General features: G+C 53.3%; 11 protein-coding genes. 1 reads left to right on the top strand and 10 read right to left on the bottom strand.

Features of this window, described 5'->3' with window-relative positions:
• Positions 1-40 precede the first annotated feature (40 nt).
• The 5 genes from WMO44_RS06635 to WMO44_RS06615 form a co-directional block, all read right to left on the bottom strand.
• Positions 41-340, bottom strand: coding sequence for a CD1845 family protein (locus WMO44_RS06635; protein ID WP_008816745.1), 300 nt, complete (start codon positions 338-340; stop codon positions 41-43).
• A gap of 155 nt (positions 341-495) precedes the next feature.
• A complete protein-coding gene (locus WMO44_RS06630) occupies positions 496-840 on the bottom strand; it encodes a plasmid mobilization protein (protein WP_024724974.1) in 345 nt (114 codons plus the stop codon).
• The gene (locus WMO44_RS06625; RefSeq protein ID WP_024724975.1) at positions 837-1,655 is read right to left on the bottom strand and encodes a DUF3848 domain-containing protein; all 819 of its coding nucleotides are present in this window, start codon (positions 1,653-1,655) and stop codon (positions 837-839) included. The genes WMO44_RS06630 and WMO44_RS06625 overlap by 4 nt, the downstream gene beginning before the upstream one ends.
• A gap of 1 nt (position 1,656) precedes the next feature.
• Positions 1,657-9,159 (bottom strand): helicase-like domain-containing protein, encoded by a 7,503-nt coding sequence (locus WMO44_RS06620; RefSeq protein ID WP_435387728.1) that lies wholly within the window; start codon positions 9,157-9,159, stop codon positions 1,657-1,659.
• A 152-nt stretch (positions 9,160-9,311) separates the two neighbouring features.
• Positions 9,312-9,668, bottom strand: a complete 357-nt coding sequence (locus WMO44_RS06615) for a TnpV protein (protein WP_117500162.1) — start codon at positions 9,666-9,668, stop codon at positions 9,312-9,314.
• Between WMO44_RS06615 and WMO44_RS06610 the strand changes: the two genes are divergently transcribed.
• A complete protein-coding gene (locus tag WMO44_RS06610) occupies positions 9,655-10,422 on the top strand; it encodes a hypothetical protein (RefSeq protein ID WP_158365192.1) in 768 nt (255 codons plus the stop codon). The two genes, WMO44_RS06615 and WMO44_RS06610, sit on opposite strands and share 14 nt — an antisense overlap.
• A gap of 96 nt (positions 10,423-10,518) precedes the next feature.
• On the opposite strand, the gene WMO44_RS06605 is transcribed toward WMO44_RS06610, so the two are convergent.
• The 5 genes from WMO44_RS06605 to WMO44_RS06585 are packed head-to-tail and all read right to left on the bottom strand — an operon-like array spanning position 10,519 to position 16,855.
• On the bottom strand, positions 10,519-10,734 hold the full coding sequence (locus WMO44_RS06605) for a transposon-transfer assisting family protein (protein ID WP_002570996.1): 216 nt from the start codon (positions 10,732-10,734) through the stop codon (positions 10,519-10,521).
• Position 10,735: 1 nt separating this feature from the next.
• Entirely contained in the window at positions 10,736-13,786 is a 3,051-nt protein-coding gene (locus WMO44_RS06600) for an LPD28 domain-containing protein (RefSeq protein WP_006059587.1), read from the bottom strand.
• A 6-nt stretch (positions 13,787-13,792) separates the two neighbouring features.
• Positions 13,793-14,071, bottom strand: a complete 279-nt coding sequence (locus tag WMO44_RS06595) for a hypothetical protein (protein WP_006059586.1) — start codon at positions 14,069-14,071, stop codon at positions 13,793-13,795.
• Positions 14,068-16,167, bottom strand: coding sequence for a type IA DNA topoisomerase (locus WMO44_RS06590; RefSeq protein WP_034567039.1), 2,100 nt, complete (start codon positions 16,165-16,167; stop codon positions 14,068-14,070). The genes WMO44_RS06595 and WMO44_RS06590 overlap by 4 nt, the downstream gene beginning before the upstream one ends.
• On the bottom strand, positions 16,148-16,855 hold the full coding sequence (locus WMO44_RS06585) for a hypothetical protein (protein WP_006059584.1): 708 nt from the start codon (positions 16,853-16,855) through the stop codon (positions 16,148-16,150). The genes WMO44_RS06590 and WMO44_RS06585 overlap by 20 nt, the downstream gene beginning before the upstream one ends.
• Positions 16,856-16,912: the final 57 nt, after the last annotated feature.

The raw sequence follows: 16,912 nt of genomic DNA, 5'->3' as shown, positions 1-16,912 counted from the left end.
TAACAGACGGTGTTTGGCATTTTGTGGCTTTGCGTATTTTTTATCCATAAACCCAATCCTGAATGGCAAATTTCAAACTCTGCACCTTACCCATCAGCCAGATTGCAGCCAACGGCAGCCCCATAGGGCTAATCAAAAATGCCATAACCAGCAAAATCACACCATTTTGCGGGGAATAGGTAATAAGCACAGCCACGCCAAGCAGAGCAATTACAGTGCTGAGCAGACCAAGCACCAGACCGGATATGTAGATCAGCCCCGTGCAGAGCCAGACAAAAAGCGTCAGCACCAAAATGACCGGTGCAGTTATAATCATCAAAAGCCCTTTCAAAATCTTCATGTTATTTCCTCCTTGCAGCGTTCTTGGTATCTTTTCTAATCATATTATCCGGCATGGGCAGGCAAAAGACAAGGATACCGATAAAAAGAAAAAGCGGAGAGAGGAGCAGCGAAGTAATGCCGTTCCTCCCTCCGCAAATGGAGTATCTATCCCTGTTATAAAAGTTTGGAAAGCTGGGTAATGATTTCCTCTACGCCCTCCCATAACTGTTCCTGCCGCTGGGATATATCCTCCAAGTCAGCATCATAAACCCGCCCAGTCTCATGCACTTTACGGGTCAGCTGGTTTAAGTTGTTGCTGTTTCGGCGCATCAGGGAAACAAGCTCCTTCAGCTCCGGCAGCTCCAGCTTGACTACATACCCATCCAGCGCCATTTTTCTTAGATAGGCTTCACGGTTGGAGGTTCCAAACTGAGACATTTTTTGCTCAATCACAGCAAGTTCCTCCGCTGAAACTCTAAAGTTTAATTGCATATCCCGCTTACGCTTTGCCATGGTTATCTCTCCGGTCCCTGTTTCTTCGGGGCGGCAGGCTTATGGGCAGGCAGTTCCTGCTTGAGCTTATCCCGTACAGAGGGGCGGGACGGTTGTATCTTTTCTCCCTGAGTACGGCTGCGCTGCTGTTCTTCTCGCACCAGATCAATAAAGCCATCCAGCACAGCAGGGTGGCTGTTCAGGACATAACCACAACGGACGGTTTCGGGATTATCGTTGGGAATGGTCTTGGCCCATTCCTTATTGCGTCGGGAGTAACGCCCATCCCAGTCCTGAAGCTGGACGGTGTTGGCAAGGACCAGCGCCACACGCTCCATGCCATAGGTCTCGATCACACCCTTTGCCGCATCGTGACTGAGATACATTCCGTCGAAGTGTTCCCGCACCGCCGCTTCAATGGACTCCTTGCATTGGAGATTTGCATTGTTGGAAACCCGGTACTGCTCCAGTTCCCTATGTTCTCTCGCATAGGCGGCAGAGTGGGGATAGACCGGTGTTGTTCGCAGTTCCTCTTTAGCTCTGCACACATCGTCGGCACGGTTCTCAATACTGTCCCGGATCACATCCATATGGCCGGTCTCCAGCTTTTCAAAATAACGGTACACATCCGCCAGCGGAGAGGGAGATTCCAAAAGTGCCTGAGCCTGGGCATCAGTCAGCTCCAGTTCCTCCATCGCCATCACAATGTCCTCACGAACCGTGTACTCATAGGTGTGGTGCAGGATTTCTTCCGGGGGCTGGCTTTTCAGCCAGTCCCTGTATTTGTCCTGCTCGGCAGCCATCTTTTCATAAAGGGCTGTATTTAGATCGTTGGTATTCATGTTATCGCACCTCCTCATGCTGTTTTGGCTTCTTGTCTGTACTGCGGGGCGGCACCGGGCGTTTCAGATGGTCCAATACCGAAGGCCGTGTGCTTTTGGCAACGACAGCTTCATCGTGTGCCGGTCCCTTTCCGTCGATGTTGAGCAGGGTATCCAGCTCCACCAGACGGGCGTTTTTGCTTTTTAGTTCTTCTTCATAAAGGAATGGCTTTCCAACTTCCTCCTTTGCCGCAGCCTGCTGCTGATAGAGGTTATCCATCTGGGCCTTTGCCGCCTCCAGACGCTGCGGCATCTGGGCGAGGGCATTGTCGATACGGGTAAGATTTCCGCGAGGGTCTGTACCAAGGGTTGCCCTGTGGGTCATCTGTCCTTTTAGCAGGAGCGTATATTCCTGTTTCCAAGCGGAAAATTCCACAGACATGGCATAGCCCCGGTAGCTGCCGATCTGCACCGGATCGGAGGTTTTGACCTCCTTGCAGGCATCCAAAAGGGCAGCACCGGCGTTCTCCTTATCGGTCAGCAGATCTCCACGAATCTCCATACCGGCAAAGCCGTCCTCCGGGTGCGGGTGAGCTGCCAAAACCTCCAGGTCAGATTCAAAGCCTTTGATAAAGCCCTTGTGCTTTTCAATCTCCTCCGGGAAATATTTGAGCAACTGATCCTCCAAGCGGTACTGCTTACTCTGGTGGTCGGCTTTCATCAGCTTCAGGCGGGATACCTCCACATCCAGATCCATACGCTCTTTGATACGGGGGTCTCCGGCGCACAGAGCCTTGATCTCGGCAAAGGAAAGCGCCGTTTCATCCACATCATCGCAGGAGCGCACCGGCGATTTAGAAGTCATGATCTGGCTGATGAATTTCTGCTTATTCTCCACTGTCTGCCAGAGGTATGCGTCGAAAGTTCCCTCGGTCACATAGCGATACACATGGACAAGGGGATTCTGGTTGCCCTGGCGCTCGATACGGCCCTTGCGCTGGGCAAGGTCTCCCGGTCTCCACGGACAGTCCAGGTCATGAAGTGCCACCAGACGGTCCTGCACATTGGTGCCTGCGCCCATCTTGGCGGTGCTGCCCATAAGCACACGCACCTGACCGGTACGGACTTTGGAGAACAGCTCCTTTTTCCGCACCTCGGTATTGGCTTCATGGATAAAAGCGATCTGGTCGGCAGGCATCCCCTGGGCAATGAGCTTCTGACGAATATCGTCATATACCGTAAAGACCGGTTCCTGCTCCGGCAGAGGCACAGAGCCTTCCAATGCGTGAAGCAGTGGATTATCCAGCGTTTTCGCCGCCTTGCTTGCAGGAGCTTTTGCCTGTGGTGTAGAAATGTCGCAGAACACCAGCTGGGTCAGCTTGTCAGCTTTGCCATCCCGCCAGATCTGCATGATGTTGTCCACGCACTGATTGACCTTTGTGCCAGGTTCATCCGGCAGCATCTGGTTGACGATTCTCTGGTCCAGGCCCAGCTTACGGCCATCCGAGGTAATCTTGAGCATATTGTCCTGGGACGGGTCAACGGTTCCGCTGTGTACCAGCGATGCGCGCTCCGAAAGGGCCTTGACCATTTCCTGTTGATGTTCGGTAGGCTGCGCCACGATGTTGTGGTATTCCACCTCCGGGGTGGGCAGGTTCAGCTGATCGGCAGTCTTAATGTCGGCCACTTCTTTGAACAGGTTCATCAGCTCCGGCAGGTTAAAGAACTTGCTGAATCTCGTTCTTGCCCGGTAGCCGGTGCCTTCCGGTGCCAGCTCCAATGCTGTGACGGTCTCCCCAAATCGGGAAGCCCAACAGTCGAAGTGGGTCATGTTCAGCTCTTGCAGGCGTTCATACTGAAGATAACGCTGCATGGTGTAAAGCTCGGTCATGGAGTTGCTGACCGGGGTGCCGGTGGCAAAGATCACACCACGATTTCCGGTGATCTCGTCCATATAGCGGCACTTGGCAAACATATCGGAGGATTTCTGCGCGTCCGATGTGGAAAGACCAGCCACATTCCGCATTTTTGTGTATAGAAACAGGTTTTTATAGTTGTGGGCCTCGTCCACAAACAAACGGTCCACACCCAGCTGCTCGAAGGTTACCACATCGTCTTTTCGCCCCTCGGCTTGCAGCTTTTCCAGTCTGGCTTCCAGAGACTTTCTGGTACGCTCCAGCTGCTTGACGGTAAAACGCTCGCCGCCGCTGGCCTGCACCTCTGCGATGCCCTCGGTGATCTCGTCGATCTGCTCATAGAGAAGCCGTTCCTGACGCTCCCGGCTGATGGGGATACGCTCAAACTGGCTGTGTCCCATGATGATGGCGTCGTAGTCACCGGTCGCAATACGGGCGCAGAACTTTTTGCGGTTATGGGTCTCAAAGTCCTTTTTGGTGGTGACTAAGATGTTGGCAGAAGGATAGAGGCGCAGAAACTCCGACGCCCACTGCTCGGTCAGGTGGTTGGGAACCACAAAGAGAGATTTCTGGCACAAGCCCAGGCGTTTGGCTTCCATCGCAGCAGCTACCATCTCAAAAGTTTTGCCTGCGCCTACTTCATGTGCCAACAGGGTATTTCCTCCATACAGCACATGGGCGATAGCGCTTTTCTGGTGTTCCCGCAGGGTAATGGCCGGGTTCATGCCGCCAAAAGTGATATGGCTGCCATCATACTCGCGGGGACGGGTAGAGTTCATTTCTTCGTTGTACTGGCGCACCAGAGTCTGGCGGCGCTCCGGATCTCTCCAGATCCAGTCCTTAAAGGCTTCCCGGATAGCCTGCTGTTTTTGTGCAGCCAGGGTGGTCTCCTTGGCGTTCAGCACGCGGCGCTCTTTTCCGTCTGCGTCCTCTATGGTGTCATAGATACGGACATCCCGCAGGTTCAGGCTGTCCTCCAAAATCTTGTAGGCATTGGCACGGCTGGTTCCATAGGTGGTGTAAGCTGCTACATCGTTGTAGGATACGGAAGATTTCCCCTTGATCTGCCATTCAGCAGTAAAGGAGGAATAGTTGACCTCGATACTGCGCTGGAGATAAAACGGGGTGTTGAAGGTCTCGTACATAAACTGCTGGATGTACTCTTTGTCGATCCAGGTAGCGCCCAGACGCACCTCGATCTCCGACGCATCCAGGTCTTTGGGCTGGGCGGCGGTAAGGGCTTCCACATTGACTGCATAAACCTGGTCCTGCTGTGCCGCCCGCTGCGCCTGGCGCAGTTTGCGGCGTACATTGCCGGAAAGGTATTCATCAGCAGTCACATAATGGGGCGATCCGTCCTGTTCCAGCTGTCCCGGTACACGAAAGATCACGCCTTGCAGTTCTCCGGCCAGTTCTTCTTTGGTTTTTCCGGTAAGCTGGCTCATATAGCCCATATCCACGCAGGCTTTTTCCGAGATAGACACCGCCAGTGCTTCGCTTGCCGTATCCACCACAGCCACCGCCTGATGGGGCTTGATGGTCCGTTTGGTGAACATATCCGCCTTGCGTTCCAGCTTTCCGTCCTCGTCGATGACTTCCAGCGCACAGAGCAGGTAATAGGAAGAATCATCTGCATAAGCCAGCCGGTTTGCACGGTCGTTGATGAGACCGTATTTGGCAGAAAAGCTGTCATAGAGCCGGTTCAGTTCCGCCTGCTTCTCCCGAATGGTGCTGTCTGGAACCGCTGCATCCATCTGAAGGTCGATCAGTTCCTGCACACAATCACGCAGTCCCACAAGACCTTTCACGCGGGCTTCGGCGGTGGCGTTGAGATCAGGGCGCACCATGCGGCTGTTTTCCCGGTAGTACACCTGTCCGTCTACAATGGCATAGGAATAGTTCTTCACATTTGGGTCAGCAGGAATGGAGGTGTCAATGGTTTCGCCCTCGCCCAGCTCCGGCAGTTCTGCCTCCTGATAAGTGCCATGAATGTACTTCACAGCATCATGCAGCTGATCGGCAAGCTCCAGCCCCTCAATGGGATTCACGGTGTAGTCCATGCCATGGGCGGTGCTTTCCGGTTCCTGTCGGCCCAGCACCATTTCCGGGTGGTCGATAAAATACCGGTTGATGGCAAAGCCGTCCTGCGTCTGTCCGGTCTGGGTCCACTCTGGTGCAATGTCCAGCAGGCGGTCCCGCTTTTGGAGGAAGATGATGTCCGATACCACCTCGGCACCGGCATTCTTTTTGAACGCGTCATTCGGCAGACGGATCGCTCCCAGCAGCTCAGCACGCTGGGCAAGATAGCGGCGCACGGTGGAATCCTTGGCGTCCATAGTATAGCGGGAGGTTACAAAAGCTACCACTCCGCCGGGACGCACCTGGTCCAGTGCTTTGGCGAAAAAGTAGTTGTGAATACTGAAATTCAGCTTGTTGTAGGCTTTGTCATTGACCTGATACTGACCGAAAGGTACATTGCCGATGGCAAGGTCAAAGAAATCCCGCCTGTCGGTGGTCTCAAAGCCGCCTACTGTGATGTCCGCCTTGGGATAGAGCTGCTTTGCGATGCGCCCGGAAACCGGGTCCAGCTCCACGCCGTACAGACGGCTGTTTCTCATTTCCTCCGGCAGCATACCGAAGAAATTGCCCACACCCATAGATGGCTCCAAAATATTTCCGGTCTCAAATCCCATACGGCCCACCGCTTCATAGATGGCCTGAATGACCGTAGGGCTGGTGTAATGGGCGTTGAGGGTGGAGCTTCTGGCGGCGACATATTCCTCCGGGGTCAGCAGCTCTTTCAGCTGGGCATACTCGGAAGCCCATGCCGGTTTCTCCGGGTCAAAGGCATCAGAAAGACCGCCCCAGCCCACATAGCGGGATAGGACTTCCTGCTGTTCCGGGCTTGCCTGCTGTCCGGCAGCTTCCAGCTCTTTCAGCAAACGAATGGCATTGATATTTGCCTGGAACTTGGCTTTCGGACCGCCTTCACCCAAATGCTCATCGGTAATGCGGAAGTTCTGTGCATTGCGGCGCAGGTTGTCCTTGTATTCCTCATAGGAGGCTTCCTCGGCAGCTTTGGCATTGGGGAAGGTCTGCCACTGGCCGTTGACCTGAATGGAAACCGGGTGTTCATCCAGCACTTCCTCAAAGGTTTTCTCCGGCTCTGTTACAGGGGCTGGCGGCTCCGGCTCCTCAATATGCAACCGTTCCACCACCACATCATAAGGTAGATTGTTCTTATCGCCCGGATAGACGGCCACAGTCTCGGAATGGAAGGTCGGGGATTCGACAGCCGGTTCGGGGCGTTCCTGTCCAAAGCCATCCAGCTGACGGGCATACATCCCGCGCAGCAAAGGCGCAACCTCATCCCAGCGAAAATACAGCACAGCCAGACGCTTTTCCTCTGCGTCCAGGACTTCCAGCTCCATGCCCTGTGCCGTGGTACGGTAATCGGCAGTATCGCCGGTCTCCAGATTCAGCGTCTCGATCTCACCAGAATAGGCTCTGCTCAGCCAATAAGCGATCTCGCTGTTGCTCCTGCCGGATTGCAGCAGCGTGAAAACCTGTTTTTTATCTGCTTCATCCATAAGTCCATGGGTCAATACATCCCGCAGGTCCTGATCTGCCTTGTCCGGGTCAATAGGAAGAAACTCGGTATAGTAAGCATTGCGGCGGTCTGCCCGAATCAGCTGCTCGAACTGTTCTTTGCGCTCTGCCCGGTAGATGGGATATACCATGCCGGTGGGCAGAAGCTGCACGGTGTCCTCCCGCAGCTCGGTGATCTGATAGGCGTCATTCTCGATATACACGGTATCGCCCACAGCATAGACCGGGGCGGCAGGGTCATAGGAAGTCCTTTGCGGAGTCGGGCGGCGAACTGCATCATATTCCTCATCGGAAATGGAAACCTCGGAAGTCTGTTCTGTCTCGGCAGCTGCGATCTGCTCGGCATCCGACATCACCTGTTGGATAAACGGGTCATTGTCCAGTTTTTCCGGGTCTGCCACCTGTCCGTTGACGATCCCTCTTTCCTCCAGGGCTTCCCGGATGGCGATAGGGTCGATATTGTCAAAACGATCCTGTTCTTCTTCGGTATAAAACCGTTCCTCCTGAATGAGCTGGGCAAGCCTGCGCTGTACCTTCGGCCAGGGCAGCTGTGTTTCCTCCGGGCTGCCGGCACGGACAACGAACGGGCTGTTGCTGCCACCGTATTCCTGAGCCAGCCATGCAGCGGTATCCTTCTCTCTTGCATGGTCTTTCATATAACGGACGACAGCGTGTTTACTCTCGATATTGCCGTTCCATGCACAAAGGGCAGTATCAATATCTTCCTGAGAAAGAGGGCGCAGAAGCTCATGGAGCTTTGGATAGGTTTCGTCGATCACTTCCCGGTGCAGGCGCTGGCGGAACTCCGGCACATCCGAATAAAGGCGGATCAGCTCCATATCCTTAGAGCCAAGAACCGCACGGCGCACAGCGGCATTGCCCTCGATGACAGCATTTTCACGGTCGGAATGACCGCAGGCATTTCGATATGCCACATCCTCAGATATGGCGGCAGTCACCACAGGCTTATACTGCTCAAACTGCTCCCGAAGGGTAGGCTTTGGCGTTTCTTCCTCCACCTCCGGCTGCTGGGCTTGAATGGCATCTTCTTCTGCCAATTCCTTTTCAGCCTGAATTTTGTCATACTGCGCCTGTTCCTGTTCGGTAAGATAGCGGCCTTTCTGGACAAGTGAGGTAATGCGCTTGGAAACCTTTTCCCAGTTCAAGTGAACATCCGGGCAGTCCTGCTTTTTATAGTGCAGTCCTTTCCCATCGTGATCTTCGCCGCTGTGTGTTGCGCCGGACAGGGCATGAGAGCGTCCGCCAATGCCATACTCGTCTTTAAGGAATCTCACTTTTTCCTTATCCGTATGGTTTTCCATGAAGAACGCATAGATACGGCCTTTTCCTCCGGCAAAACTGCTGCCGCCGGTCATGGCGGTGTCGATCTCATCCTCTGTAATGAAATGCTGGACGGTTGGCACTTGGGAAAGGTCCGAAGAAAAAGTCCTGCGGGGCAGGTCAAGGTCTTTCAGGTTCTCCCAGATTTCCCTTGGCCTATGGTAATGAAAGCGCAACAGGTCACGGTCCTGCTGATAGGCAGTCCAGAAGGCGGCGTATTCTTCCTTGAGTGTCTGGCGGAAAGCCGGGTCATTCAACTGCTCCGTCAGGCGGTGGGTCTCCTCCGGGAACCCATTGCCTTTGATCTCTGACAGGCAGGACAAATATCCGGCTTTTCTGGCGTCCTCACTGAGATCGTGATACAGATACCAGAGCTTTTCTGCAAGGAGGGAGCGTTCATAGCCTGCCGCTTCTGCAAGCTCCACATTGGAGGCAAACTGACCACTTTCCAAAAGCTCCCCGATACGCTCTGCGGCGCTCTCCCAGGAAATGACCTGGGCAGACCTGTCATAACGGACAGACTTCCCGTGGGAAAGATGGATACCATCCTCGGCATACCATGCGCTCACACTGCCAAGACCGTTGCCGCCGTGGTACAGCGTTTTCAGTATCTCGGCAATCTCAGCGGTGGTTTTCTGCTTTTCAAAGGCTGCAACCACACGCTCCCTCTGGCGGTCTGTATTGCCGCCCAAACGCAGCACATGGTCAATATCATTTTGGGCAAAAGAAAAAGCAGAGGATGTATGCGCTACATACTCTGCTTCATCTATGGATTGGATCTGTTCCGCTTCGGAGAGGAACAGGTTTAGGGTCAGCTGTTGATAAGCTCCGCCATCAGAATCTCCTCTGCCTGAGCTTTGCAGGTGTTCATCAGCCCCACCCACTTCATGGGATCGCTGGCTTTCAGTTCCTCGGTGGCTCCCGCTTCCTTCGCCAGCTGGGGCATCATCTGCTCCAGTCTGTTCTGGGCGGTCTCGTCGATCTCCAGAAGGTGCTGGTACAGCTTCTCGCTCAGCAGCATCTGGTTGTAGAGGATGGGACGGTGTTCCTTCAGGTAGGTTTTCCTCATCCTGCCGTATTTGCCCAGAGGTTTCTCCGGCTGCTGGCTCAGCTTCAGGTCGGGAATCAGATAGTCTCCGTTCTGGATGTAGGTCATGGGATTGTTCATCTTGTTTGCTCCTTTCTTGGTTGGCTTCGCGCTCTGCATTTCGGACGGTGACGCCGATCTGCCGCAGCACCTGCTGGTTGATCTGACTGACCGCTGTTCCCAGCGCCCCGATGGTGGACGGGGTGTTGAAATCAAAGATCGCCATGAAATCTTCGTGGTCGAAGTAGCGTTCCGGCTCCAGTCCACAGCGGGACATCAAAGCGTAAGTGATGCTGACGGTGGCGGCTGCCTTGAACTGCACTCCGATGTTATACTCATCATATTCCTCCAAAAAGGAACCGTCAACGATATAGAAGAAGTCCTGCTGATGCTCCGTCCAGTATTCCTCGGCCAGTTTTCCGGCTACCTCCGTGAGCTGTCCGGCAAGGTCATCACCGGAAACATCATAGGTGCGCTCCAGCATGGCCTGCACGGAATCCAGATGGCGCTCCTCCAGCTGCCACAGCCAGGGAGTGCGGGAATGTTCACGGGTTCCGGTGTCGGAAATATCAAAGACATAGCGCAGGCGTGGTCTGTCTCCGGAATCGTCCACCAGAGCGATCCCCTTGGAGCCGCGTCTTACATACCGGCCCATCTTTTCATTCCACAAATCGTACTCTGCACAGGCGGTGGCGTCCGGTCGCTGGGCGTAGATCATCAGCTGCTCATGGAACGGGTACTTGTAAAGACGGGAAGCAGTGGTGAGAAACCCTGCCCATTCCTGCCAGCTCCCCGTGAGCTGTGTTGCCACCTTGTCCGCCATCTGTGCATATAGTTCAGCTTTGGTTAGCATGGTGTTCTGTCCTCCTTTCAGTTTTGGGGTAAAGAGGTGGGGTGGCAAATTGCCACCCCATCCCTGCGGTTATGCTGTTTACTGGTCAAAATCCGGGTACAGCTCCAGCTGGGCAAAGTCCTCATCGGTCATCGCACAGAGCTTCGTAAGGGCGCTGTCGGTTAGCTCCCTCAGTTCCGTTTCCTCCGGCGAAAGCTCGCCGCGCATCTCACGCAGGCTGTCGATCAATCCGGTGCGGCTGCCGGTATTGTAAATGCACATCAGGTTCATTTCCTCAAAAGTAAAGTTTCCCATATCAAATCTCCCTTTCCGCACTCTTTTTTGGTGCTGTCTTTTTGTGTTCTGTCTTGGGCTGGCCTTTCAGCTGCTCCATGACGGACTTTTTCTTTTCCCGTTCCTCCCGATGGGTGGCGGCTGCCAACTCCATCAGGGAAATGGGCTGACCGCTTCGGGCCTGCTGTTCCAGCTCTGCCACCGTAGGCTCTTTTGCGCCATTGTTGATGATACCGTCGATCATGCCATAATCGTCCTCCAGGGCCATTTCCGCATTTTTCAGCGGATTTTCCGGCAGGAATCCGGGGATCTGGGTAAAACCAACGCTGTCGCAGTAATGACAGGATACCTTACCGTCCTGTTTGATCGCAACGATGTCGCTGACGCTCATGGAGGGACTGTGAAAGTCTACGGGTTTTTCCAGATTGAATTGCTGATAGAGTTTTTCCAGCTGCTCCGGCACAGTGCCAGACTCACTCAGCGGAGCGGTGTAAATGAGGTCATAATTGCTGCGGTCTACGGAAACATCATGGGACTCTAACCAGTCCAGATTCATAAAGCGCACATTTTGCGGATCGTTACGGCTCACCTGGTAGATGGCAAAGCAGTTTCTGTTCTGGGAGAGAAATGCCTGTTCTCGTTCCTGCTGATGTTCCTGACGCTCCATGACCTTTTCGTGGAACTGAGGGCTTTTCTCCCATTCCTCGCGGTCCACACCGAAAAGACCGCCATGCTCCATGATTTCCTGCGGGTCAAACACCATGCTCTCCGTATTGTCCTCATGCAGCACATAGACGGTCAAACCGGCAGCATCCAGTTCCAGCGCCCGTTCTCTTGTAACAGGGAGCATCCCGTCATAAGAGTAACCGTATTTCTGCATATCCGGTGTGGAGACCTGCTCATCGGGCGTTGGGTATTCATCCAGCGCCTGCTCCTGTGCCTCCGGCAGCTGGGAAGAAGCGGCCATCTGACCGACCTCTGCCTGCATCTGCTGATAGGCAGCTTCCTGCAAGGTCTCGATCATAGACAGGGGAGCGTGTCTAAGTGAAGTGCTGTCCAGATCGTTGTCATCACAAATCTGGAGAACTGCCTTCATGCGGGAAAGCTCCGGCATATCCAGCTGACCGCCATCCAGCTCTTTCATGGACGCGGCATCGTAAAGGGTGTAGTCCCAGCCGCTGTCACAGGGCTGAATATGAAGATAGGTGGCATCGTCAATTAGAAACAAAGCCTCCTGCTGGTTTGCCTCCGCATCAAGAACCGCCATTTCCGGCTCTTTTTTTGCATTGGGGTCAATTCCACGCTCTTTGCAGATTTCCTTATAGTGGCGCTCAATGTCAGAGATCAAAGTGCCGGAGGTCTTATTGATGGTCTCCAAACTGGCTCTCAGCTCTTTCAGTTCCTTGCCCTGACTCCAGCTGGCAATATAGCCGAAGCTGTTTTCTCCGGTTTCAATGCCAAAATATTTGCAGACTGCATAGGAGATGCTTTCAGCCTCTACTTCTTCCGTGTGACGGTCTTTCTTCTGTTCCTGCAAAAACTGGGCGAGAGTAGAAAAGCCGCCAACAAAATTCAGTCCTTCTTCCTCGGTCAGCATCAGGCGTCCATTTTCCGCCAGCTCCAGCGGATCTGTCAGCAGAACGGAACCTGCATGGTTTACAACCACTCGTTCTTCTACACAGACCGGCTCTCCGGGGTCGTAGTCAGAACCGCGCAGGTCATAGCAATAAACGCCCTCCGGCAGATTATCACGGACAATCCGCCCATTGGAGAACAGACCGGGTTTATCAAACAGCTCGATCTCCTGATATTGCTCGTCATTGGCAATCTGAATCTTTTTCTGATTGTGGAGCTTGCTGTGGGCAATCTCGTGAACCGTGGCCGAAACCGTCTGCACCTCGCTCATGCCCTGACGAATGGCAATTTTCTGATGATCGGCAGAAAAATAGCCGTCCGTATCGGCGGCCATTGCTTCAAAAGTGATCGGCATCGGCGCACTGCGGCGCAGGGCCTCCATGAATGCCTCATAATTGGGCACATTGCCGGAAAGGGAGGAGGCAAGCTCCGGCAAAGGTTTCCCATCGGTCTGGCTCACATCAAAGACCTTGACCGGGCGAAACATGGGGATCTCGATTTCTTTTTCCTCTGTGATGATCTTTCCGTCTTTATCCAAAATCGGAGCCTTGGTATCCGGGTCCAGTTTCTGCTCCTCGATTTTCTTCTTGTACGGTGTGGGGGCGATGATGGTAATGCCATGTTCTCCCTTTTTAACATGACGCTCAAACTGGTCTTTCCACTTATTGTATCCGGCTACCAAAGTGGCGTCCGGCTTCTGCATATAGATGAGCATGGTGTTGTTTACCGAATAGCGGTGGAAGCGGGACATAACGGACAGATAGCGCATATACTTTTCACTCTCAAACAGTTCCTTGATGCCCTGCTCGATGCCGTCTGTGATTTCCCTTAGCCGCTCTCGGTTGGTGGGTTTGTTCTCAGCCATGATTTTCAATCTCCTTTCCAAGTGTGTGATTTCTGCTGTGTGTTCTGCAATCCATGCCTTTTGTTCTTCTTCACTTTCATAAAGAAAAAGATCCAGCAGGTACTCCACATAGATTTTCTTATGGATTGCTTCCACAAAGCGGGGGTGCGGTTTCTCCTCCGGTGTCCGGGGAGAATGGTCGGCCTCCCATTTTTTCAGCAGATAGTAGTAATCGGACAGTACGCGATAACACTGCTGCCGGTCCTCCCGAAACTTTTGTGCCTCGGTTTTCTGCCGGACATACCTCCTGCGGGGAGGGGCCTGACTGTCATAGATCAGGCCAAAGTCCTGTGCCAGTTTCTCCGCCGCTTCTTTTGGGGAGAGGTCAAAGAGCTTTGCGGTAAAGTCGATCACATCCCCATCTGCACCGCAGCCAAAGCAGTGGAACCGCTGATCTACCTTCATGCTGGGGTTCTTATCATCGTGAAAGGGACAGCAGGCCATACCATTTCGTTTGACCTCGATCCCATAAAACGCTGCCGCTTCTCTGGTGCTGACCGACTGCTTGACTGCTTCAAATACATTCTCTGCCATGTGCCTTTAACTGCTGGACTTTCTCACAGGGGGCTGGTATCCGGCAGCTTTCGCACGCTCACTGGCAGCTTTGCGACGCTCGGCGCTGTATGGCTCCCTGACTGATACACACCGCTTGGGGACGGTAAAGTTATGGGCGTCCTTTCGGGTGATCTGGTCGGGGTGCTTTTTTGCCAGCAGTTCCAGCTTCTCCATCAAACGGGGATCGTGGGTGTAGACCTCAGCCATTGGTTCTGCCTGGTTATAGAGGAGAATGGTTTCCCGTTCCGCTAAAGAGAGCTTCATCGGCTGCCTCCTTTCCGCTGGTCAAATTCCAGCTTGAAGTTGGCGTACTGTCCATCGTCCTCCAAAACCACAGTGGCATCGTAGGTCTTGCCGGTTTTCTCCGAATATAGGCCCGTTACACGGACACGGCCATCTTTCAGCAGTGCAGACACCACAGCCTTGGTCGGCTGTTTTTTCTTGGCAGCCCACCATTTGTTATTTTTCCAGATTGCAAATTTGCAAGAATCATTCTGACAGAAGAAGCCTTTTTGCAGTTCTGCAACTTCACCGCCGCAGCGGGGGCATTTGCCTACCACCTCACGGGGCGGGGAGAACAGGTACTCGGTTCCCTTGATGACCTGATAAGTCCCCACCAGGTCTCCCAACATGGTGCTGATCCCGTCCAAAAACTCCTCCGGGGCAAGCTGCCCGCGCTCGATCTCGCCCAGGCGGTACTCCCACTCGGCAGTCAAAAGCGGCGATTGCAGCTGTTCCGGCAGAACGGTGATAAGGGAAACTGCATCGTGGGAAGGGAGAAGCTGCACCGTTTTCCTGCTCTTTTTTCGTTCCAGAAAACCGGCAGATACCAGCTTTTCCAAAATACCGGCACGGGTGGCCGGTGTCCCCAGACCTTTTCGTTCGGCATCCTCCGGCATATCTTCTTTTCCGGCAGTCTCCATCGCGGACAATAGGGTGTCCTCCGTAAAGTGCTGGGGCGGACTGCTTTTGCCTTCTTTGACGATTGCCGCAGAAACCGAAAGGGTCTGTCCTTCGGTCAGCTCCGGCAGGGCTTTCTCTGCGCCCTCTTTTTTTGGCTCCGCATCCTTCATTTTGGCACGGTAAGCGTCCTCCAGTGCTTTCCATCCGGGGTGCTTCACTGTTTTTCCTTTGGCGGTAAACTCCCCACCGGCACAGTCGGCAATCACAACGGTTTCCGAATAGATATGGGGCTGGGCTACGGCACACAGCAGACGCAGGGCCACCAGCTCCAGCACCGCTTTTTCTCCCGCAGGAAGGGCAGAAAGGTCTGCATCCTTGAGATTTCTGGTAGGGATTACTGCGTGGTGGTCGGTTACTTTCTTATCGTTGATGACTGGCTGCGGATCACAGGTAATGGCGATCCCTTTGCGAAACGGCATAGCATTGGCAACCAGATTGACCAGCACCGGCAGGCTGTCTGCCATATCACCGGTCAGATAGCGGCTGTCAGTACGGGGATAGGTGCAGAGCTTCTTTTCATACAGGCTTTGCAGATAGTCCAGGGTCTGCTGGGCTGTAAATCCAAGCAAGCGGTTGGCATCTCTTTGCAGAGTAGTCAGGTCATAGAGGGCGGGCGGCTTTTCGGACTTTTCCTTGCACTCCACCTTTTTGATCGTGACGGCTGCACCCTGGCAGACTTCTTTCAGCTGCTCGGCAGCGGCCTTATCCGCCATGCGCTCCCCGGATACGGTAAGACCGGGTAGCTCCAGTGCCACGGTATAAAAGGGAACCGGCTTAAAGGTGTCGATCTCAGCTTCTCGCTGGACAATGAGTGCCAGCGTAGGGGACATCACGCGCCCGATGTTGAGGGTGCGGTGGTACAGCACGGAAAAAAGCCTTGTGGCATTGATCCCCACCAGCCAGTCGGCCTTGGCACGACAGAGAGCAGCATCCCGAAGTCCGTCATAGTCCGCACCGGGGCGGAGGTTTGCAAAGCCCTCCCTGATGGCGGAGTCCTCCATCGAAGAAATCCAAAGCCTTTTCATCGGCTTTTGGCAGCCTGCCAGCTCATAGACACTGCGGAAGATCAGCTCGCCCTCGCGTCCGGCATCGCAAGCGTTTACCACCTCCGTCACATCCGGGGCATTCATCAGCTTTTTGAGAATATCAAACTGCTTTTTCTTATCCTTTCCCACCACCATCTGCCAATGCTCCGGCAGAATAGGCAGGTCATCATATCGCCACTTGGCATACTTGGGGTCATAGCTGTCTGCATCTGCAAGCCCGGCCAGATGGCCCACGCACCAGCTGACACGCCAGCCGTTTCCCTCCAGATACCCGTCCTTACGGGCGGTTGCACCAATCACCGCCGACAGACTTTGTGCAACCGATGGTTTTTCAGCAATCACCAGCTTCATAATCTTCAACCTCCCATTCATTCTGCCAATTATCAGACAGTTTTTTTGCAATGCTGTGTTCTGAGGCAAGTGTAATGTCATAGCCAAAGCGATAATCATATCGGTACAACCTGCCAATCAAATCATTGATTATGATATTGCAGGCCATAATCACACGCTCTTTATCCACCTGCATCAGTTGATAGCGTTGATAATTGTTGTAATATTCTCGATGTCTGTGGGTTCTGCTGACCGTATCTTCCATCAGACAATCTATGGCATCTTTTTCACCATCTTCTTTGCTGCCCTGTGTATAAGACAACAGTTCCTTAACCATGGGAAAACTTTGTTCATCTACCGTTGCTTCTTCGCTCAAAAAACCGATATAAGCTTTTAGTAACAGGCTAACTGCTGTTTTTTCAGCTTCAGATAAAGCGTTCATGGTCTCCGCTGCATCAGGCAACAGTTCCTTTTCCACAAATTCATCTATCTCACCAGAATAAAGCATTCGGATTGAGTCCACACATAAAGAGCGTTTTTGGGGTGCGGTCTCAATTTCAAAATCATAAAGATCCAAGTCATCGTCCTTCTTTGATTTTTTTTGAACTTTGCTTATAGCAGTGAAAAGAATGTCTCCTCCAAAGTAAATTCCGAAGGCGACCAGATCAAAAATAATCAGAAAGTGTAATAACAAGTTCCAGGTGTTCATTGTGAGGTCCTCCTTTCTTTGACCATGTGCTGATTTTGGGTGTAGATTTGCAGTAAG

Source organism: Faecalibacterium tardum, assembly GCF_040096515.1.
GTDB lineage: Bacteria > Bacillota > Clostridia > Oscillospirales > Ruminococcaceae > Faecalibacterium > Faecalibacterium tardum.
This window is presented reverse-complemented; position numbering and strand designations above follow the sequence as displayed.